This window comes from Streptomyces griseicoloratus (assembly GCF_014534645.1).
Taxonomy (GTDB): domain Bacteria; phylum Actinomycetota; class Actinomycetes; order Streptomycetales; family Streptomycetaceae; genus Streptomyces; species Streptomyces griseicoloratus.
On sequence record NZ_JACVQF010000218.1, the window covers coordinates 35,779 to 55,883 of the forward strand.

General features: G+C 73.7%; 15 protein-coding genes. 7 read left to right on the forward strand and 8 right to left on the reverse strand.

Features of this window, described 5'->3' with window-relative positions:
• Positions 1–20: 20 nt before the first annotated feature.
• The 3 genes from H0H10_RS27050 to H0H10_RS27060 form a co-directional block, all read right to left on the reverse strand.
• Positions 21–1,796: a serine hydrolase domain-containing protein gene (locus H0H10_RS27050; RefSeq protein ID WP_188183737.1), complete on the reverse strand. Its 1,776-nt coding sequence runs from the start codon at positions 1,794–1,796 to the stop codon at positions 21–23.
• Positions 1,797–1,947: 151 nt separating this feature from the next.
• Positions 1,948–4,368, reverse strand: a complete 2,421-nt coding sequence (locus H0H10_RS27055; protein ID WP_188183738.1) for a penicillin acylase family protein — start codon at positions 4,366–4,368, stop codon at positions 1,948–1,950.
• Between the two features lie 117 nt (positions 4,369–4,485).
• Positions 4,486–4,986 carry a MarR family transcriptional regulator gene (locus H0H10_RS27060; protein WP_188183739.1) on the reverse strand — a complete coding sequence of 167 codons (501 nt, stop codon included), beginning with the start codon at positions 4,984–4,986 and terminating at the stop codon, positions 4,486–4,488.
• A 97-nt stretch (positions 4,987–5,083) separates the two neighbouring features.
• Between H0H10_RS27060 and H0H10_RS27065 the strand changes: the two genes are divergently transcribed.
• Together H0H10_RS27065 and H0H10_RS27070 are read left to right on the forward strand one after the other, a co-directional pair.
• Positions 5,084–5,467, forward strand: a complete 384-nt coding sequence (locus tag H0H10_RS27065; protein WP_188183740.1) for a tautomerase family protein — start codon at positions 5,084–5,086, stop codon at positions 5,465–5,467.
• 83 nt (positions 5,468–5,550) lie between these two features.
• On the forward strand, positions 5,551–7,050 hold the full coding sequence (locus H0H10_RS27070; RefSeq protein WP_188183741.1) for an acyl-CoA synthetase: 1,500 nt from the start codon (positions 5,551–5,553) through the stop codon (positions 7,048–7,050).
• Here the strand turns inward: H0H10_RS27070 and paaK are convergent.
• Positions 7,047–8,354: a phenylacetate--CoA ligase PaaK gene (gene paaK / locus H0H10_RS27075; RefSeq protein ID WP_188183742.1), complete on the reverse strand. Its 1,308-nt coding sequence runs from the start codon at positions 8,352–8,354 to the stop codon at positions 7,047–7,049. The two genes, H0H10_RS27070 and paaK, sit on opposite strands and share 4 nt — an antisense overlap.
• A 172-nt stretch (positions 8,355–8,526) precedes the next feature.
• Between paaK and H0H10_RS27080 the strand changes: the two genes are divergently transcribed.
• The 4 genes from H0H10_RS27080 (at position 8,527) to H0H10_RS27095 (ending at position 12,198) form a co-directional block, all read left to right on the forward strand.
• The gene (locus tag H0H10_RS27080) at positions 8,527–9,369 is read left to right on the forward strand and encodes an alpha/beta fold hydrolase (RefSeq protein ID WP_188183743.1); all 843 of its coding nucleotides are present in this window, start codon (positions 8,527–8,529) and stop codon (positions 9,367–9,369) included.
• Between the two features lie 142 nt (positions 9,370–9,511).
• A complete protein-coding gene (locus H0H10_RS27085) occupies positions 9,512–9,754 on the forward strand; it encodes a DUF397 domain-containing protein (RefSeq protein WP_188183744.1) in 243 nt (80 codons plus the stop codon).
• A 150-nt stretch (positions 9,755–9,904) separates the two neighbouring features.
• Complete coding sequence (locus tag H0H10_RS27090; RefSeq protein ID WP_188183745.1) at positions 9,905–10,807, forward strand: universal stress protein; 903 nt, start codon at positions 9,905–9,907, stop codon at positions 10,805–10,807.
• A gap of 893 nt (positions 10,808–11,700) precedes the next feature.
• Complete coding sequence (locus tag H0H10_RS27095; RefSeq protein WP_188183746.1) at positions 11,701–12,198, forward strand: hypothetical protein; 498 nt, start codon at positions 11,701–11,703, stop codon at positions 12,196–12,198.
• Between the two features lie 5 nt (positions 12,199–12,203).
• Here H0H10_RS27095 and H0H10_RS27100 read toward each other — a convergent pair whose 3' ends face one another.
• Complete coding sequence (locus tag H0H10_RS27100) at positions 12,204–14,186, reverse strand: N-acetylmuramoyl-L-alanine amidase (RefSeq protein ID WP_223180492.1); 1,983 nt, start codon at positions 14,184–14,186, stop codon at positions 12,204–12,206.
• A gap of 261 nt (positions 14,187–14,447) precedes the next feature.
• Positions 14,448–15,590 (reverse strand): aminoglycoside phosphotransferase family protein, encoded by a 1,143-nt coding sequence (locus H0H10_RS27105; RefSeq protein ID WP_188183748.1) that lies wholly within the window; start codon positions 15,588–15,590, stop codon positions 14,448–14,450.
• A gap of 283 nt (positions 15,591–15,873) precedes the next feature.
• Here H0H10_RS27105 and H0H10_RS27110 point away from each other — a divergent pair, with 283 nt between their 5' ends.
• On the forward strand, positions 15,874–17,367 hold the full coding sequence (locus tag H0H10_RS27110; protein WP_188183749.1) for a DNA-binding protein NsdB: 1,494 nt from the start codon (positions 15,874–15,876) through the stop codon (positions 17,365–17,367).
• A gap of 16 nt (positions 17,368–17,383) precedes the next feature.
• Here the strand turns inward: H0H10_RS27110 and H0H10_RS27115 are convergent, their stop codons facing one another.
• Positions 17,384–18,712, reverse strand: a complete 1,329-nt coding sequence (locus H0H10_RS27115; RefSeq protein WP_188183750.1) for a PP2C family protein-serine/threonine phosphatase — start codon at positions 18,710–18,712, stop codon at positions 17,384–17,386.
• Between the two features lie 274 nt (positions 18,713–18,986).
• On the reverse strand, positions 18,987–20,006 hold the full coding sequence (locus H0H10_RS27120; RefSeq protein WP_188183751.1) for a Gfo/Idh/MocA family protein: 1,020 nt from the start codon (positions 20,004–20,006) through the stop codon (positions 18,987–18,989).
• Positions 20,007–20,105 lie beyond the last annotated feature (99 nt).

Sequence of the window (20,105 nt, forward strand, 5' to 3'; positions counted from 1 at the left end):
GACAGCGGACCCCCGGTCCGCTAGTCCGCCGACGGCGCCCACCCGAGCGTCTCGACCCGCGCCGCGTCCGCCGGGCGCGCGTCGTCGAACAGGACGTCGCCGGCCCTCTCCACACGAAGCCCGTCGACGTACGCCCCGCGGCCCACGTACAGCCGGTCGGTCGAGTACCGCCAGCGCAGCGTGAGCCCGCGGGCGGCCGGCAGGTCCGCCGTCAGCCGGTGCCAGACGCGGCCCGACCAGCCGGAAGCCGAGCCCGCGGGGTGCTCCCGCGGTGCCTCGCCGCGGCGCGCGGTCGTGAAGGGCACGGGCTTCCAGGTGGCGCCGCCGTCGGCCGAGCCCTCCAGGACGAGGGCGTCCGACCCCGCCTCCGTGTCCCACCACAGCGCGCAGCGCAGTCGTGCGTCACCGGCCGACGCGTCCAGTGCGGGCAGCGTGAGCGTCGCCGTCGTGGCGTTCGCCGTCCCGGAGAACCAGGCGGTGCGTCCGTACGCCGGCCGGACCGGCACGGCGCGTGCCATGCGGGTGGCGGCCGCCACCCGGGGCGCCGAGCCGGAACGCCAGCTGCGCACGGGGTGCACGGAGTTGCCCAGGACGACGAGGAACGAGTCGGTCGTCGGGTCGAGCACGAGGGACGTTCCGGTGAAGCCGGTGTGCCCGGCCGTGCGCGGGGTGGCCATCGCCCCCATGTACCAGTGCTGGTACAGCTCGAAGCCGAGTCCGTGCTCGTCCCCGGGGAAGGCGGTGTTGAAGTCGGTGAACATCAGCTCCACCGACTCCGGCCGCAGGATGCGCGCCCGGCCGTAGGAGCCGCCGTTGAGCAGCGTCCGGCCGAGGACCGCGAGGTCCCACGCGCAGGAGAACACCCCCGCGTGGCCGGCGACACCGCCGAGGCTGAAGGCGTTCTCGTCGTGCACCTCGCCCCACACCAGCCCCCGGTCGAGGCCGGACCAGGGCTTGCGGGCGTCCTCCGTCGCCGCGATCGACGGTCTCCAGGACGCGGGCGGGTTGTAGCGGGTGCGGCGAAGTCCCAGCGGGCCGGTGATCTCCTCGCGCAGCAGGACGTCGAGGGCCCTGCCCGTGATCTCCTCCAGGACCAGCTGGAGCGAGATCAGGTTCAGGTCCGAGTAGAGGTAGGCGGTCCCCGGCGGGCTGACCGGCGCTTCGTCGAAGACGAGCCGGACCTTCTCCTCGTACGTCGGCGCGCTGTACAGCGGGATCCAGGCGCGGAACCCCGAGGTGTGCGTCAGGAGTTGACGTACCGTCATCGCCTCTTTGCCCGCCCGGCCGAACTCCGGCAGGTACGAGGCGACCGGCGCCTCCAGCTCCAGCGCGCCCCGCTCGATCTGCTGCACGGCGAGTATGGAGGTGAACAGCTTGGACACCGACGCGAGGTCGAACACCGTGTCCCTGGTCATGGGGATCTGACGGTCGGCCGGGAACTCGACGCCGGTGTCGGTCTTCTCGTCGTACGCCCGGTAGCGCACCGCCATGCCGATCGGCTCGTGCAGCGCCACCGTGCCGCCGCGGCCGGCGAGCAGCACGGCGCCCGCGTACCAGGGGTGCTTGGGGGACGGGCCGAGGAACGCCTCGGCGTCGGCGACGAGTTGCCGCAGATGGCCGGGGAGCAGCCCGGCGCGCTCGGCGGAGCCGTGCCGCAGGGTGGGGCGGCGGCCCCTGTCCGGGGCGGCCGAGGCGGGCCCGGCCGCGAACGGGGCGATCGCCAGGGCACCGCCCAGGGCCAGGGCGCCGGCGCCCAGTCGCCGACGGGTGAATCCGCTCGCCGCCTGCTCCGCCATCGAGAGCCTCCCGTACCGAAGTTGAAAGTATCTTTCCGGGATTGCCGTGCGGGGTGAAACTTTCCTGTCAGTGACGGTGTGTGTCAATGGGGCGTGCGGGACCGGCGTGCGGGACCGGCCCGCCCGGCGGGTCGCCGGGCGGGCGGGCGGTTCACCGTTCGCGCACGCGGACGACCCTGAGCGCGGGCGAGGAGAGGATGTCCCGCTCGCAGAAACGGGACGTCACCCATCTCCCTTCCGAGAACAGCCGCGTCTGGTCGGCGTGATGCGGCGAGTACGGGTTGGACGACTGGGAGTACGTCAGCAGCGTCCGCGCCACCGGGCAGCCGCTCCCGTCCCAGCCGACGGCCTGGATGTAACTGGAGCCGGTGGTCACCTCGGTGTAGCCGCCGCGCGCCGGGTTCCAGACGGGCTCGATCTTGTTCCAGACGCCCAGCGACTCGGTGCCGCCGCCGACGGGGATGCGCGTGCCGCCCCGCACGACGAACTGGTGCTCACCGAGAGGCGCGTCCAGCGCGATGCCCGCCGCCCGGAGTTCGGCGACCGCGTCGGCGAGGGCGGTGGCGAAACCCGGCGCGTCGGTGTTCAGGGTGTGCGGGGTGCCGACCGGGTCGGCGGCCGAGAACGGCACCCGCCACAACTGCGCGGCGGGGACGGCTGCCGTGACCTTTCGCCAGAACCGGTCGAAGAGCAGCGCGCCCCGGCTGCCGGTGCTCGCGGTGCGGTCCCAGGAGGCGAGCACGTCGCAGGCGGACCGGACGTCGACGACCCGGCCGTCGCTGCCCTTCGCCGTGCCGCCGGGCAGCGCGGCGCAGCTCTTCGCCGCGTCGGCCGCTACCAGGTCGCCGGCGGGCACGCGGTTGGCGAACTGCTGCTTCTGCAGGTCCCGTACCGTCAGGCCGCCCCGGCCGGCCATCGCCGCCACGTCCTCGATCGCGCCCCGGGTACGCATCGACCGCTGCGTGCCGACGGTGCCGAAGACCCGCTCGTAACCGGTCAGCGGCCGGGCGGCGTTGGCCAGCCAGGCGCTGTCGTTGGAGTTCTCCGCGTACGGCGCGTCCTTCAGCGTCGGCATCCTCGCCGGGCCGAAGATCCCCGGCTGCACGGCGTCGCGGTCGCGGCCGAGGGCGCACTCACCGCGCGAGCCGTCCAGGACCGCCAGTCCGGAGGAGGGGTAGGTCGCCCTGCCGAGCGGCGTGGAGCAGTCCTGCGCCAGCTCGTCGGTGATCCGCGGGAGCACCTGCGACTGGGTGAACAGGGTGCGACCGCGTGCGTCGGCGGCGATCGTGTTCACCCACGGCAGTCCCTGGGTGCGCCGCAGGGCGTCCAGTACGTCGTCCGTGCCGCGGGCCCGGCTGAAGCCGAGCGCGGTGTCGGAGGCGCGCAGGTTCGCGGCGTTGGGGTCGTTCAGCGCGTAGGCCGTGGTGGCCGTCCAGGGCAGGGGGAGCGAGGCGCCGAGCGACGTGACCACCGGTCCGTACCGGGTCCACCACTGGGTCCGCGTCACCGGTGCGCCGTTGTCCACCGCCACGGTGACGGACCGTTTCGTCATGCGCTCGCGCCTGCCGTCCACCAGGTAGACGGTGGGCTCCGCCGGGTCCAGGGCCAGCTGGTGGAGATTGAGGGTGACGCCCGTGGCGACGGTGTGGCTCCAGGCCACGTGGGCGTTGTGGCCTATGGAGACGGTCGCCGAGCCGAGCAGTGAGCCGCCCGCCACGTCCAGCCGCCCGGGGATGGTCTGCTGCGACTGCCAGAAGCGCCGCCCGCCCTGCCAGGGGTAGTGCGGATTGCCCAGCAGCAGGCCCCGGCCGTTCGCCGTCGTCGCCCCGCTGAAGGCGACAGCGTTGGACCCCATGTCGGCGTCGTTCGCGGCGAAGAGCTCCCGGGCGGCCCGCGCGGTCGCCTCGGCGTCGGGTGTCCGCGAGGAGGCGGTCCCCGCCACCCCGGCCGGCGGCTGCGCGGCCGTGATGCCGTCCACGGCCCGTCCCTGTCCGCCGAGCACGGAGAGGGCGAAGCCGCGCGCGGCCACGTCCAGCGCCGTCACCGGCCGCACCCAGGCGGCGCCGCGGCACGCCGGGTCGGTGATCCTGTTCTGCTCCAGCCAGGCGTTGTAGCCCGCCGCGAAGCCCCTCATCAGCTCCTTCACGTCCCGGCCGGGGCCGCGCGGCGCCGGCTCGGCGAGCAGCCTCTCCACCGTGCCCGCCTCGCGCACTCCCCGGAAGTAAAGGTCGCTGGAGAGGTTCGTGGTGGCCGAGGAGAGCGAGGGGTCGGAGGCCGCGTCCGCACCGAAGTGGCGCGAGCGCTCCCCGCGCACGGTCACGAAACCGTCGGCCAGCGTGCACACCTGGTCGGCGGCCTGCGCCCAGCCGGTGCCGAAGCCGAGGTTCGCGTAGTCCTTGGCGACGATGTGCGGAATGCCGTACTCGGTGTAGCGGATGACGGCGGACAGCCCGCCGTGGGACGGATGCTCGTGGCGGTCACCGGGCCGTTCGGCCGCCGCGGCGGGCAGCGCCGTCGTGGCGGTGAGCAGGGCGACGGCCGTGACGACGAACCGTCTCAGGCGGGTGCGCATCGTGCCTCCCGACGTCATTGGGGGAAGGGGCGGCCGAGCGTACCAGTCGGTATGTGTACATGTCAGTGCTAGGACACCAGGCGCTTCGTGCGGGGCTGTCGCGCCTCGCGGACGCGCTCAGTCGCGTTCCTCGCCGTCGCCGACGGCGGCCTCGTAAGCGAGCAACGTGTCGACGAACAGCCGGCGCTGAGCCGGCGTCAGTGGATCGAGAGCCGTGCGCCACGCGGCGGCGCCGGGGGCCAGCCAGGCGCGGATGGCGGGTTCCTGCTCCGGCGCGATCGCCACGATCCGGCGGCGCCGGTCGGCCTCGTCCTCGCGCCGCTCCAGGATCCCCTTCCGGCTCAGGTCGCCGATCAGCAGGCTCGCCGTCGTCGGTGCCACCTCCAGTCGCGCCGCCAGTTCGTTCACCGTCATCGGGCCGTCGAACAGCAGACAGGCGAGCAGGGAGAGGTGGCGCGGTGCGAGCCGCGAGGAGCGCAGCGCCTCCGGTACGGGAATCCGCTTGGCCCGGCCCACCAGACGCGGCATGAGCAGCAGGAGCGCCCGGATCGTGTCGTCGACGCCTCCAGGTCCGTCCCCGCCGTCGTGTCCGGTCCCGGGCGCCTCGCGTGCCGGCATCGTGCGCTCCTCGCCATTTACCTTTGATGTCAAAGATGCTTTGCTTTCTCATGCGAACTGTCCGCCATGCTACGCATCGCGTGAACGGAGACCCGCCATGCCCCACTTCACCGTCCACCTGCGCGAGGAATCCCTCGACGGAACGGTCGAGCCCAAGCTGATCGCCGCCCTGGCCGACGCGGTCGGTTCCGTCTACGGAGAGGAGTTCCGCCGCCTGGTCGGCGTGGACCTGATCGGCGTCCCGCAGCACCGGCGCGGCATCGGCGGCGTGCCGACCGACACCGACGCACCCCTGGTCACATTCAGCCTGCGCGAGCCCGCCCTGCGCCACCCGCGGGTCCCCGAAGCGCCCGCCCGCCTCGTCGCCGCCATCACCGACGCCCTGGCCGGCGTGCTCGGCGAGGGGGTCCGCGAGCAGACCGTCGTCAGCCTCGCAGGCGTCCCCGACGGACGCAGCGGGGTGGGCGGGGTTCTCATGTGAGTCCGGCACCGGCGCGACGGCCCGGCACCGGCGGCGCACGGGAGTCTTGACCTTCCCGGGAGGCCGACCGAGGATCGGCTGTCATGACGCCCGGACACGGCAGCACGGTCGACGGGGTGCTGCGGCGCAGCGCCCGGCGCACTCCGGCGCGCGTCGCGGTGGAGTACCGCGACCGCCGCTGGACCTACGAGGAACTCGACACCGCGGTCTCCCGCGCGGCGAGCGTCCTGCTGGGGCTGGGACTGTCCCCCGGGGACCGGGTCGGCGCCTACGGCCACAACTCGGACGCCTACCTCATCGGCTTCCTCGCCTGCGCCCGGGCGGGCCTGGTGCACGTGCCGGTCAACCAGAACCTGACCGGCGACGACCTCGCCTACCTCGTCCGCCAGTCCGGCAGCACGCTGGTCCTCGCCGACCCCGACCTCGCCGGCCGGCTCCCCGTCGGCGTCCGCAGGCTCCCGCTGCGCGACGCCGACGACTCGCTGCTCGCCCGGCTGGCCACCGCTCCCGCGTACGACGGCCCGGAACCGGGCGGCGAGGACCTGGTGCAACTGCTGTACACCTCGGGCACCACCGCGCTGCCCAAGGGCGCGATGATGACCCACCGGGCACTGGTGCACGAGTACCTGAGCGCCGTCACCGCCCTCGACATCGGCGCGGACGACCGCCCGGTGCACGCGCTGCCCCTCTACCACTCGGCGCAGATGCACGTCTTCCTGCTGCCCTGTCTCACGGTCGGCGCGACGAACATCATCCTCGACGCGCCCGACGGCGACCGGCTCTTCGACCTGATCGAGGCCGGCCGGGTGGACAGCCTGTTCGCGCCCCCCACGGTGTGGATCGGCCTCGCGAACCGCTCCGACTTCGCCACCCGCGACCTCGCCGGCCTGCGCAAGGCGTACTACGGTGCCTCGATCATGCCGGTGCCCGTCCTGGAGCGGCTGCGCGAGCGCCTGCCGGGTCTCGCCTTCTACAACTGCTTCGGACAGAGCGAGATCGGCCCCCTCGCCACCGTCCTGGGCTCCGACGAACACGAGGGCCGGATGGACTCCTGCGGCCGGCCCGTCCTGTTCGTGGAGGCCCGCGTGGTCGACCCGGACGGCAGGGATGTGCCCGACGGCACACCCGGCGAGATCGTGTACCGCTCACCGCAGCTGTGCGAGGGGTACTGGGACAAGCCGCAGGAGACACGACAGGCGTTCCGCGGCGGCTGGTTCCACTCCGGCGACCTCGCCGTGCGGGACGCGGACGGCTACTTCACGATCGTCGACCGGGTCAAGGACGTCATCAACTCCGGGGGCGTCCTGATCGCTTCCCGCCAGGTCGAGGACGCCCTGTACACGCACGAGGCCGTCGCCGAGGCGGCCGTGGTCGGGCTGCCCGACGAGCGGTGGATCGAGGCCGTCACGGCGGTCGTCGTCACACGCGCAGAGGTCACGGAGGAGGACCTGATCGCCCACGTCCGCGAGAAGCTCACCGCCTTCAAGGCACCCAAGCGGGTGCTCTTCGTGGACGAGCTGCCCCGCAACGCCAGCGGCAAGATCCTCAAACGGGAGCTGCGGGACCGCTTCGCCGGTTCCTAGAGCGCCCCGCGCGGCCGCAGATCCACGATCCGCCGGATCTTCCCCACCGACCGCTCCAGCGACTCCGGATCGACGATCTCCACGCCGACCGAGACCCCGATGCCCTCCTTCACCCCCGCCGCGATGGCCCGCGCGGCCTCCTCCCGCACCTTGGGGCCCGCGTCCGGGCGGGCCTCGGCCCGCACGGTGAGGGCGTCGAGGCGTCCCTCCCGGGTGAGCCGCAGCTGGAAATGGGGCGCGACGCCCGGCGTGCGCAGCACGATCTCCTCGACCTGCGTGGGGAAGAGGTTCACGCCCCGCAGGATCACCAGGTCGTCGCTGCGGCCCGTGACCTTCTCCATCCGCCGGAACACCCGCGCCGTGCCCGGCAGCAGCCGCGTCAGGTCCCGCGTCCGGTACCGGACGACGGGCATCGCCTCCTTGGTCAGCGAGGTGAAGACCAGCTCGCCCTCCGCCCCCTCGGGCAGCACCTCCCCGGTGACCGGGTCGACGACCTCCGGATAGAAGTGGTCCTCCCAGACGTGCAGGCCGTCCTTGGTCTCCACGCACTCCTGCGCGACGCCCGGGCCGATCACCTCCGACAGCCCGTATATGTCGACCGCGTCGATCGCGAACCGGTCCTCGATCTCCCGCCGCATCTCCTCGGTCCACGGCTCGGCACCGAAGACACCCACGCGCAGGGACGTGCCGCGCGGATCGACGCCCTGCCGCTCGAACTCGTCCAGGAGCGTGAGCATGTAGGAGGGGGTCACCATGATGACCGTGGGCCTCAGGTCCTGGATCAACTGAACCTGGCGGGCCGTCATGCCACCGGAGGCGGGGATCACCGTGCACCCCAGCCGCTCCGCGCCGTAGTGCGCGCCGAGCCCGCCGGTGAACAGCCCGTAGCCGTACGCCACGTGCACCACGTCCCCGGGCCGGGCACCGGCCGCGCGGAGCGAACGGGCCACCATGTCCGCCCACACCGACAGGTCGCCGTCGGTGTAGCCGACGACCGTGGGGCGCCCCGTCGTGCCGCTGGAGGCGTGCAGGCGGCGGACGCGCTCCCGTGGCACCGCGAACATCCCGTACGGGTAGTTCTCCCTGAGGTCCGCCTTCGTGGTGAAGGGGAAGCGGGCCAGATCGGCGAGCGAACGGCAGTCCTCCGGGCGCACTCCGGCCTTGTCGAAGGACTCACGGTAGAAGGGCACGTTCTCGTACGCCCGCCGCAGCGACGCCCGCAGCCGGTCCAGCTGCAGCGCCCGCAGCGCCCCGGCGTCGAGCCGTTCCCCCGGGTCCAGCAGGTCCGTCGTCGCGTCCGCCATCGGCACGTCTCCCTCGCCAACCACATCATTCCGGGCGACCGATCATTCGGTCGAGGTGCTGTGGATCAGTAACGCAGGCGGCCTGCGCGCAGGCAAGAGTCCGTCCGGCACTTTCTGCCGGACGCCGGCAACTCCGTTGCGGCCGGCCGGCCCGCGGGCGAGGATCGGCGCCGTGCCGATCTCCTTCACCGCGTACGACGGGACCCGCCTCGCCCACCACGTCCGGGGCGACGGCGACCCGCTGGTCGTCCTGCCCGGCGGCCCCATGCGGGCCTCCGCCTACCTGGGAGACCTCGGCGGGCTGGCGGCCCACCGCCGGCTGATCCTGCTCGACCTGCGCGGCACCGGCGACTCCGCCGCCCCGGCGGACCCGGCGACGTACCGCTGCGACCGGCTCGTGGACGACGTGGAGGCGCTCCGCGTCCACCTCGGCCTGGAGCGCATGGACGTGCTCGCGCACTCGGCGGGTGGCAGCCTCGCGATGCTGTACGCCGCCCGCCACCCGGCGCGCGTGTCCCGGCTCGCGCTGGTCACCGCCACGCCGTGGGCGCTGGGCATGCCGGCGACGGCGGAGGACCGGCTGGCGGCGGCGCTGCTGCGCAAGGGCGAACCGTGGTTCGAGGACGCCTTCGAGGCGTACCGGAGCTGGCTGGCGGGCACCGGCGACCACGACCCGGCGTTCGCCCCGTTCTTCTACGGGCGCTGGGACGACACGGCCCGGGAGCACGACGCGCGCGGCGACGAGGAGTTCAACGACGAGGCCGCCGGAGTCTACGGCTCCCCGGGCGCCTACGACCCGCCCGCGACCCGCGCCGCCCTCGCCCGGTGCACCGCCCCCGTCCTCGTCCTCGCCGGCGAACTCGACGGCGGCCCGCGCCCGGAACTGGCCCGCCGCACCGCCGCGGCGTTCCCGCGCGCCGAGACCGCGGTCCAGCCCGGTGCCGGGCACTACCCGTGGCTGGACGACCCCGAGTGGTTCGTACGGCGTGTCCTGGCCTTCCTCGGACAGGACTGAGCGGACCCGGCCTGTTCCGCTCCGCGGGACGCGTGGGACTCCCGGGGACGGATCCGGGGAAAGGTACGGCTCAGGTGGCCTGTTGGCGGTCGGACCCGATCGCTAGGCTGGCCGCGGACGACGAATCGGGAGGAGCACGGACGTGGCCGAGACCACCACCCAGCAGCGCTCGCTCACGGGCTGGGACAAGCCCGAGCTGGACCTCAGCAACGCGCAGTGGCAGTCCAGCAGCCGTGGCCTGGGGGATGTCCAGATCGCCTTTGTCGAGGGGTTCATCGCGATGCGGAACAGCGGCCGCCCGGAAAGCCCTTCCCTGATCTTCACCCCCGCGGAGTGGGGCGCTTTCGTGTCGGGCGCGCGGGAGGGGGAGTTCGACCTCACGTGACCGGCCGGGGCCCGGGCGAGCCGTCCGGCCGATCCGGGGGTGTTCCACGCGTTTTTCCGGACACGCGACCATGAGCACCCTTCCGGAGCCGATGCCTGAGCGAGGCTGGCGCCGGGAGGGGGAAGGTCGCACTCCGGAGGTGAGGAACCCATGAGCACCCTGCCGGTCATCGCGGCGGTCGACGGTTCGGACGACAGCCTGCATGCCCTGGACTGGGCCCTCGACGCCGCCCGTCGGCGCGAGGCGCCGCTGCGGGTCGTCCACGTGCGGCAGTACCCCGCGTGGGCACAGCCCGACATCCCGGTCGCCGAACCCCCGGACCTCGGCGAGGACGAGGTGCTCGACCAGGCCCGCACCCACCTTCAGGACAAGGCCGACGGGCTGGTGACCGAGTACATCGGTATGGAGGGCGTACCGGGCGCCCTGCTGCCCGAGCTGGGTGCAGGCGCCCAGCTGATGGTGCTCGGCTCCCGGGGCCGGGGTGGTTTCGCGAGCCTCCTGCTGGGCTCCAACGGCATGGCCGCCGCCCGGGACGCCGAGTGCCCCGTCGTCGTCGTGCCCCGGCCCGGCCGCGAGGTGCACGGCGAGGCACCGGCGGAGCCCGGCCCCCGGGTGGTCGCCGGACTGCAGGTGGACAGCCCCGACGAGGCCACGCTGTCCTTCGCCTTCACCGAGGCCGCGCTGCGCGGCGCCCGCCTCCAGGTGGTCGCCGCCTACCCGTGGCCGGTGCACCCCTGGGTCGCCGCCGGCCAGGTCGTGCCCCCGGTGATCGACGAGGTGGCCATCGAGAGCGAGACCCGGGTCCTCGCGGACGGCTTCCTCGCCCCGTACCGGGAACGCCACCCCGACGTCCGCGCCGAGTCGTACGTCGTGCCCGGCGACGCCGCCGGCAACCTCGTCGCCGCGTCCCGCGACGCCGAACTGGTCGTCGTCGGCCGGCACCGCAGGCGCCTGCTGGCGCCCGCCCGGATGATGGGCTCGGTCACCCACGCCGTCCTGCTGCACGCCGCCGCCCCGATCGCGGTCGTACCCCCGGCCCCGCCCGAGGAGTGACCACCCGACGCGGCCCCGGCCATCGGAGCCACGCCCGCCCGGCGGACACGGTGGTCTCGCCCACGGCACACCCGTCCCGCCGACCGACCGCACGGGTCCACACGCACCCGCCCGACCGGCGCCGGCCGGCCGCCTCGCCGCCGACGCGGCCGGTCACGCCGCTTCGCAGGCGGCCCCGCCCGAGGGGTGCCCGCCCCACGCCGCCCTCCGGCGCACCGGTCGTCGGCGCCACGCCCCGCCCGGCGGACACGCCCGGCCCGCCGGCCCACGGCACGGGTCACCCCCCGCCCGACCAACGGTGAGGTGGTCCCCGCCGTCGTCCCAGGCGTGGCCCCGCCCGGGGACTGACCAGGCCGCGGCCGTCCGGCCTGCCGGTCGTCGGTGTCTTGGCCCGCCTGCCAGGCACGTCCTGCTCACCCCCACCGTCCCACCGGCGGACACGGTGGGCCCGCCCCGCCGAGCGGCCGCACAGGTCCGTGTCTGCGCCCACCCCCAACACCCTGCCGGGGCTCGCCCGGCGGCCTTACCGGCGGTGAGGCCCGGTCCGCCTCCGACTTGGCGGCCGCCGCGTTCCGGCGCCTCGGGTGCGGGCAGGGCCGTGGGACAGGAACCGCCGTGCGCCAGGAGTCCGTGCACCGCGCGTCGGCCTCACCTCGCACGGTCCTCGCGCAGTCCCTGACCCACAGCCGCGTGGGGGCCGAGCGGCGGTGGGCCGCCGGGCCTGCCGCGTGCGTTGGTTCCTCGTGGAACGCCCGTGTCGCGAGCGGCGTGGGTGCTCTCGCGGCGACCGGGCCCGAGGCGTCCTCGCCGCGAACGGCGCGAGAGGGCCGCGCAGCCGGATCGGCACCCGCCCGCACGCCGTTCGCGCGTGCCGGGCACGTACCATTGGCGGCATGTCGTTCCTCCGCCGCCGCAGTGCCACGCCCGCCGGGCCCGACTTCGACGTACTGGCCATGGACCCGGGCGACTGGCCCGGGAACCTGGGCGCCGGGCTGCTCCCCGCGCCCGACGGCAGCTGCCAGGGCGTCTTCCTGCGCTACGACCTGTTCGGCGGCCGCGGCCCCGCGATGATCATCGGCAACCTGCCGGAGGGCTCGCCCGCCCGCGACGTCCCGGAGGGACAGATCCCGTTCGAGGTCGGCCAGCTGCTGCTGGCGCTGGAGAACGACGAGGAGGTGACGGTCGTCGGCAGCGAGGACGTGCCCGTCATGCAGGGCGACAACCTGCTGATCGTGCGCCGTCTGAAGCTCTCCGAGAGCCGGATCTCCTGCGTCCAGTTCGACCGGAGCGACAAGGTCCTGGTGACGATCGCCGCCTGGGACCGCCCCATCACCGACGACCTGTACGCCCTGCTGAAGCCGCTCCCGGCGGAGCTTTTCCAGCAGGGCTGACCCGGCTACTTCCCGGCGGACACGAGTGTCACGTCGGCGGCGCGCACATACGCGACCCGGTGGCCGTACTGGATCTCGTAGTACTGGTCCTGGCCGACCACCACCCGGTGCGACGACTCGTCGAAGGTCACCGCGTAGTAGTACTCGCCGGGCACCGTGTCACCGACCACGTACCGCTGGCCCTTCGGCAGCCTGTACGGCAGCGGGGACACGGCCTGGGCCGGCACGCCCGCCGGGTAGGCCTCCTTCTCCGGGTACGCGCGCCCGTACACGGGGACGCTGTCCAGGCCCTCCCGGGGAGTGACCAGCCGGCCCGAGGCGGGGACGGCCGCCGGATTCTTCTCCGGGTTGTGGAACCAGGCCTTCTGGCCCAGGTACCAGATGGCGGTCCAGTCGCCCCAGCGGTCGGCCACCGCGTACTGCTGGCCGGTGGAGACCCGGGAGGACAGGTCGTTCACCCCGGTGGTCGGCGTGGTGCCGAGGCCGACGTCCTTGATCAGGGGCGCGTTCACGTCGTGGTCGGAGTACAGCCGCACCTCGCTCGAACCGTGCGCCGCGCACGGCACGCCCTTGGCCTCGCAGCCGGTGTACTCCGGCCGGTTGGCGGCGTAGTCGGGGCGGATCGTCACCAGGGCGGCGTTCTTGCCGGCGCTCGGCTCGAAGGGGCGGCCGAGCAGCTGGAAGTAGTGCCGCCAGTCCCAGTACGGGCCCGGGTCGGTGTGCATGCCCGGGACCGTCCCGGCCGTCGGACCGGGCACGTTGTCGTGGCCCAGGATGTGCTGCCGGTCCAGCGGGACGTCGTACTTCTTGGCCAGGTACTTCACCAGCCGCGCCGACGAGCGGTACATCGCCTCCGTGTACCAGGCGTCCGGCTCCGCGAGGAAGCCCTCGTGCTCCAGGCCGATCGACCCCGCGTTGACGTACCAGTTGCCCGCGTGCCAGGCCACGTCCTTGCCCTTCACATGCTGGGCGATGTGGCCGTCGGTGGAGCGGAGCGTGTAGTGCCACGACACGTACGTCGGGTCCTGGACCATGTTCAGGACCCCGTCCCAGGCACCCTCCGTGTCGTGCACGACGATGTACCGGACGGACTGGGACGCGGGCCGGTCGCCCAGGTCGTGGTTGCCGTAGTCGCCCGCCCCGAACTCCTGGTAGGGCGCCGGGATCCACTCGCAGGACACCGTCGTCGGGCACTCGGTGCCGTCGGCCGAGGCGGGGCGCAGATCCGCCCGCCGCAGCTGCCCTGTCTCGGGTGCCACCTCCGGCAGGGGGGTCAGGACGACCCGCTGCCCGGCGTCCGTGGTGCGTTCCTCGCCGCCGCGGATCACCTCGTACACGTCGTTCGCGTACGCCGCCGCCGTCGCGGAGTCGTCCGCGCCCGAGAACCGGGCCACCGCCCCGTACCAGTCCGCCGGGTCGTCGCTCGGCGGCTCGCCCAGCTCCCGCTGGATGGCGGCGAGCAGCGCGGCGCCGCCCGCCACGTTGGCGGCCGGGTCGGTGCGCAGGTCCTCGGGGCTGAGCCCGGTCAGCTCGGCCGCCTTCGGCAGTGTCGTCAGCCGGGCCGGCAGGTCCGCCGTCTCGGGGAGCGGTGCCTGACCGGGGCGCAGGGCGGCGCGGGCGTCGTCGCCGCGCGGGTCCTCGGTGCCCTCGCTGTGGTGCGACGCCCCGGCCAGTGCCGTGCGGGCGTCGGTGAGGTGCATCGGGCCGTAGCCGCCGGTCACGCTCGGTGCGCCGCCGTGGGCGTCCCAGCGGGACTGGAGGTAGGAGACGCCCAGCAGAACGCTCTGCGGCACGTGGTACTCGGCCGCCGCGACGGCGAACGCCCGCTGGAGGCTCTCCGGGGACGGTTGGGTGTCGGACGGCCGTGCGGTGGACGGGGCCGCGCCGAGCAGCGGCAGCAGCAGCGCCGCGGCGGCCAGGGCGCCGGCGGCGGTGCGGACGCGTCTGCCGCCGGGGGCGGGATCGGGGACGGTGGCGGTACCTCGCAATGCAGCCTCCTGTGACGGTCGGGCGTGGCGGGGCGTGCGGGGCCGGGCGTCCGTCAGTGGTACCCGGCAGTCCGACGATCCGTCAATCATGCAGGAGCGACGGCGATTTCCCACGTCAACAGGGGGTTGGGCGAGTTTCGTGGCGGCGGCCCACGGGCCTGCGCGGCGTCACTGGCGTACACCAATGGCCACGCCGGATGCCCGGAGACACAAAAGTCCGCGGTGCGCCCGGTTCGGGCACACCGCGGACCTGGGTCTCCGTCAGCGAGTGCCGACCGCCGCGCGCACGGCCCGCCGGGCCAGCTGGCAGTCGTCGTGCAGCCGCCGCAGCAGCAGCCGCTGTTCCTCGCCGGACGGTGCGGCACCCGGGTGGGCCGCACCCGGCGCCGCCGGGGCCGTGTCGTGCATCGAACGCTGCACCGCCGTCTCGTACGTGCGGATCTCCCGGGTCAGCACCAGCATCAGGTTCACCAGGAACGCGTCGCGCGCGGCCGGTCCCCCCGACTGGGCGATCTGGCTGATCTGCCGCCGGGCCGCCGGCGCGTCCCCGAGGACCGCCCACAGCGTCGCCAGGTCGTACCCCGGCAGGTACCAGCCCGCGTGCTCCCAGTCCACCAGCACCGGACCGGCCGGCGACATGAGGATGTTGGACAGCAGCGCGTCACCGTGGCAGAACTGGCCCATGCCCTGGCGCCCGGCCGCCTGGGCGATGCCGTGCAGCAGTTTCTGCAGGTCTCCCAGGTCCCGGTCGGTGAGCAGCCCCAGCTCGTGGTACCGGGAGATCCGCGCCCCGTAGTCCAGAGGGGCGTCGAAGGTGCCCGCCGGCGGCCGCCAGGCGCCCAGCCGGCAGATGGCGCCGAGCGCCGCCCTGATGTCCGCCCGCGGCGGGGCCTCCAGCGGGTGCCGCTGCAGGGCGGCGGGCCGGCCGGGCATCCGCTCGATGACCAGTGTGCAGTTGTCCGGATCCGCCGCGATCAGCCTCGGCACCCGTACCGGAGGACGGTGCCGGACGAACGAGCGGTATGCCACTATTTCGTGCCGGATCCGCTCCGCCCACGCGGGGGAGTGGTCCAGTAAACACTTGGCGACCGCCGTGCTGCGCCCGGTCGTTCCGACCAGCAGCACGGACCGCCCGCTGCGGCGCAGCACCTGCACCGGGGCGAACTCCGGGCAGATCCGGTGCACGGAGGCGATCGCCGTGCGCAGCTGGGCGCCCTGAGCGCCGGACAAGTCGATTCTCCCGCTGAGCGGTTGCGTGCCGGGGACCGCGCCGCGCCGCGCCCTGCCCGCCCCGAGCACGGGGGCCGCCGGACGCGCGGGGGCGAGGTAGGGGCCGCCGCCCGCCGCCGGGCGGGGGTGCAGCGACCGGGGCGGGGCGGACACGGAGGACGATGCTGCGTACATGGGCGAGACAGATCCCTTCGTGTGCCTGCTGTGCCTGCCTGACAGGCCACGTCCGTCGAAGGCCGTACCTGTCCGATGGAGCCGTTGCGCCCACCCGCCCGGCGGCCGGAGGGGCACCCTGGGGAGTGTCCCCGCGGCGACCGGGTCGGGGTGGCGCGTTCCTACCTGACACCCGTCGGCCCCTGGCACACCATCTGGCGCACCCTGGCGAACGGTGGCGAATAGTCGCCCGGCATCTCTCCCCGGGCTAGTGTCAAGTCAGCCGAGAACCTGGGGGCTTGACGTGAGCGGACAACCCAACACCCGCCTGTCGGACCTGTTCGGCCTGGCCGGCTGGTCCAAGGGGGAGCTCGCGAGGCTGGTCAACCGGCAGGCGGCGGCCATGGGCCACCCCCAGCTGGCGACCGACACCTCGCGGGTGCGGCGGTGGATCGACATGGGAGAGATCCCGCGCGATCCGGTGCCACGGGTGCTGGCGGTCCTGTTCACCGAGCGTCTCGGCCGTGTCGTGACCATCGAGGACCTCGGTCTGGTACGGCACGGGCGTGCGGGTAAACGGCAGGGCGGCGGGAGTTCCGAACATCCCGACGGAGTGCCGTGGGCGCCCGAACGGACCGCTGCGGTCCTCACCGAATTCACGGGAATGGACCTCATGCTCAACCGACGCGGCTTGGTGGGCGCGGGCGCCGCGCTCGCCGCGGGATCCGCACTCAGCAGCGCCATGCACGACTGGCTGCACACCGACCCTGCCCTGGCTGCCGACGCTCCCGACCTCGACCACCCCCTGCACGCCGACCCCGCCGGGTTCGACCGCTACGAGGCCGCCCCCATCGGGTCGCAGGAGATCGAGGAACTGGAGCGCTCGGTCGAGGTGTTCCGCGCCTGGGACGCCGCCCGTGGCGGCGGGCTCCAGCGCAAGGCCGTGGTGGGCCAGCTCAACGAGGTGGGCGGCATGCTCGCCTACCACCATCCACCCCACCTGCAGCGGCGCCTTTGGGGTGTCGCCGCCAATCTCGCCGTCCTCGCCGGCTGGATGTCGCACGACGTCGGCCTGGAGCCGACGGCACAGAAGTACTTCGTCATCGCCGCCCATGCCGCACGCGAGGGCGGTGACCGGCCCCGGGCCGGGGAGGCGCTCTCCCGGGCGGCCCGCCAGATGGTGCACCTGGGCCGGCCCGACGACGCGCTGGACCTGATGAAGCTCGCCACGTCCGGCTCGGGCGAGCGGCTGCTGCCGCGCACCCAGGCGATGTTCCACACCATCGAGGCGTGGGCGCAGGCGTCCATGGGCAAGGGCCAGGCGATGCGCCGCACGCTCGGCCGGGCCGAGGACCTGTTCGTCTCCGACCGGAACGACACCGAACCGCCGGACTGGATGCAGACCTTCAAGGACGAGGATCTGTACGGCATGACGGCGCTCGCCTACCGCACCCTGGCGGAGTTCGACCCGGGTGCGGCGGTGCACGCCCAGTACTACGCCGAGAAGGCGCTGGAGCTGAGGGTCGACGGCCGAGAGCGGTCGAAGATCTTCGACCATCTGTCCATGGCATCGGCCTGCTTCATCGCGGACGACCCGGAACAGGCCGACCGCTACGCCCGGTTGGCCCTGATGTCGATGGGCTCCAACTCGTCCCAGCGCACCTGGGACCGGCTGCGCCAGATGTACCGGCTCACCGCCGAGTACGCGAGCTACCCGAAGATCCAGGAACTGCGGGAGGAGATCAAGCTGGCGCTGCCGAAGGCGAAGGGGAGGAGCGGCAACAGCGCACAGGCCTAGCGGGCGGCGCCGTTTCCTAGGACGTCACCCGGGCGACCAGTACGCAGGCTTCGTGCTCGCGTCCGGTACCGCCGCTTCCGTCGAACTCCCGCGTCACCATGCCCACGCCGTCCTGCGCCGAGCGGGCCCCGGCCAGACGCGGGGCCAGGGCGAGGAGACGGTTCACCGCTGCCGCCCCGCCGTGCCCCGGCACCAGTGCGCCGGTGTACAGGAGCAGCAGATCGCCCGCCTGGAGGGTCTCTTCGGGCTGCCCGTCCAGCCTGCGCCCCGTTCCGTTGCGGAAGAGCAGCGGGGCGGGGTGTCCGGTGTGCGCCCACCGCAGGGTGCGGGTCGCGGTCCGGTAGGCGCAGCACACGGCGGTGTGCAGGGGCGGCAGGGCGGCGGCGTCGAGCAAGGGGGCGAGCCGGCTCAGTAACTCCTCGGGCCGGGTCTCCGCCACGGCGGCCATGCCCCGCAGGGCGCCGATCAGCATCGCCGTGCCCGCCGCCTCGCCGGTGGCGGGGCCGGTGAACTCGCCGACGCCGAGCAGGGTGTCGCCGTCGCCGAGCGGGCAGGCGTCGTACCAGCCCGTGCCGGGCGCGGACACCGCGGAGGGCAGGTACCCGCCGGCGAGGTCCAGGCCCGGTCGTTCCTGTCGGGGGAACCGCGGGAGGCCGTGCCGCGGAGGGACCGCGGCCTCCCGTTTCCCGGTCCCCGCGTCCTGCGGGTGGCCCTGGAGCGAGTCACGGGTCTCGCTCACCACCCGCTGGCTGCGGCGCAGTTCGCTGACGTCGCGCAGCACCGCCCACATGGACACGGTGCTGCCGTCGGCGTCGAGCACGGGCTCGCCCATCATGTGGACGAGCCGTACGTCACCGTCGGGGCGCACGATGCGGAACTCGCCGTCGATGGGCCGGGCGTCGACGAGACAGTCCGTGACCATCGCCGTGAGCTTCGGCCGGTCGGCGTCGAGGACGAGGGACGGCAGCTCGTCGAGGGTGAGCGGGGGAGTGGCGGGGTCACGGCCGAGGATCTGGTACAGCTCCCCGGACCAGTCGGCCCCGTCGGTCAGCAGATTCCATTCCGCGCAGCCGACCCGGCTGAGCAGCGAACCGGGCCGGGGCGCGGGCTCCGGCCCGTCCCGCAGCTGGGACAAGTGCTCGTCGAGGTCGTGGAGCTGACGCAGCGCCAGGTCGCACAGGGCACGCTGCCAGCGGCCCCGCGGGTTCGTCACATCGTCCCGGGTGTCCCGCCGCACGGCGTCCACGTCGCCCCTGAGCCGCCGGGCCTGCGATATCAGCGCCTCGACGGAGCCGCGCCCCGGCGGCTGGGCGGCTGGGCGGTCCGCGGAGAGATGGGACGGCATGACGCACTCCGGTGTGCAGACGGTACTTGACCAAGGCGGAACCGAGGCTGACGGAAGGACCGTTACGACTGTTGCACAGCCCTCGACGCCCTGTAAGGGATTTGGCAAGACACGATACGGTGGTGCTTCCGGCATATGCCAGCGTCTTCCCGGAGCGACTTCGGCGGACGAATGACGTACGTGCCACGGAGTCCAAGTCCCAGGAATTCTACGGAACTTGGGGGAGTGCCCCGTGTCACGCCGTCGTCGTTCTGGTGTTCGCCGGACTCGTGTTCTACGACGGGTCGTACAGCGCCGGGCGCCCGGCCAGGTCGACGGCCGTCCGGACACCGGTCTCCAGCGCCCGCACCCCTGCCTCGGCGACCGCCGAGGCGGCATACCCGTCCCAGGCACTCGCACCGGTGACCCGTCCCCGCCGGGTGGCGTCGACCCACGCCTGCACCTCGCGGTCGTAGGCGTCCGCGAACCGGACGAGGTAGTCCTGCGGCACCTCCTCGCGGCTGCCGCCCGCCTCCGTCACGACCATCGTGTGCGCGTCGCCGATCCGGGCGCTGCCCGCCTCGCAGACCGCCTCGCAGCGCACCTCGTAGCCGAAGCCGCAGTTGACGAAGACCTCCACGTCGACCAGGGCGCCCCCCTCGGTCTCGAAGAGCACGAACTGCGGATCGAGCAGGCCCTCGGGCGCCCCCGCCGACGGGCGCGGCCGGAGCACGGTCACCGCGGTCAGCTCCTGGCCGAGCAGCCAGCGGGCCGCGTCGATCTCGTGCGACACCGAGCTCTCGACCAGCATCGCGGAGGTGAAGCCGGGCGGCGAGGCCACGTTGCGATGGGTGCAGTGCAGCATGAGCGGACGCCCCAGCCGCCCGCCGTCCAGCAGCGACTTCAGCTGCCGGTACTCGGCGTCGTAGCGCCGCATGAACCCGATCTGCGCCAGCCTCCGGCCCAGCCGCGCCTCCGCCTCCACCACGCGCAGCGCGCCCGCGGAGCCGGGCACCATCGGCTTCTCGCACAGCACCGGCAGCCCCCGCGCGAAGGCCGCGAGCAGCGCCTCCTCGTGCGCCTCGCCGGGCGAGGCGATCAGCACGGCCTCGACGCCGGGCGCGTCGAGCGCGGCCTCGGCCTCCGTGTGCGTGGCGACCCCGTCCATCCCGGCCACGGCGGCCTTCGCCCGCTCGGCGTCGGGGTCGGCCACGGCGGCCACCCTGGCGCCGCTCACCACGCGGTCGAGACGTCGTACGTGATCGGCCCCCATGTGTCCCGCACCGAGGACCGCCACACCCAGCAGCTCACTCACGCTCCGCCGGCTCCTTCCCTGTTCGCCGCGCGCCCGCGAGGGGCGGGCACCTGCACGGCGAACAGGGTTTCATGGTCGTCAAGAGGGGCGGTACGGCGC

Coding starts and splice junctions, on each gene's coding strand:
- H0H10_RS27050 (WP_188183737.1), bottom strand. CDS start 1,796: ATGGCGGAGCAGGCGGCGAGCGGATTCACCCGTCGGCGACTGGGCGCC.
- H0H10_RS27055 (WP_188183738.1), bottom strand. CDS start 4,368: ATGCGCACCCGCCTGAGACGGTTCGTCGTCACGGCCGTCGCCCTGCTC.
- H0H10_RS27060 (WP_188183739.1), bottom strand. CDS start 4,986: ATGCCGGCACGCGAGGCGCCCGGGACCGGACACGACGGCGGGGACGGA.
- H0H10_RS27065 (WP_188183740.1), top strand. CDS start 5,084: ATGCCCCACTTCACCGTCCACCTGCGCGAGGAATCCCTCGACGGAACG.
- H0H10_RS27070 (WP_188183741.1), top strand. CDS start 5,551: ATGACGCCCGGACACGGCAGCACGGTCGACGGGGTGCTGCGGCGCAGC.
- paaK (WP_188183742.1), bottom strand. CDS start 8,354: ATGGCGGACGCGACGACGGACCTGCTGGACCCGGGGGAACGGCTCGAC.
- H0H10_RS27090 (WP_188183745.1), top strand. CDS start 9,905: ATGAGCACCCTGCCGGTCATCGCGGCGGTCGACGGTTCGGACGACAGC.
- H0H10_RS27095 (WP_188183746.1), top strand. CDS start 11,701: ATGTCGTTCCTCCGCCGCCGCAGTGCCACGCCCGCCGGGCCCGACTTC.
- H0H10_RS27105 (WP_188183748.1), bottom strand. CDS start 15,590: ATGTACGCAGCATCGTCCTCCGTGTCCGCCCCGCCCCGGTCGCTGCAC.
- H0H10_RS27115 (WP_188183750.1), bottom strand. CDS start 18,712: ATGCCGTCCCATCTCTCCGCGGACCGCCCAGCCGCCCAGCCGCCGGGG.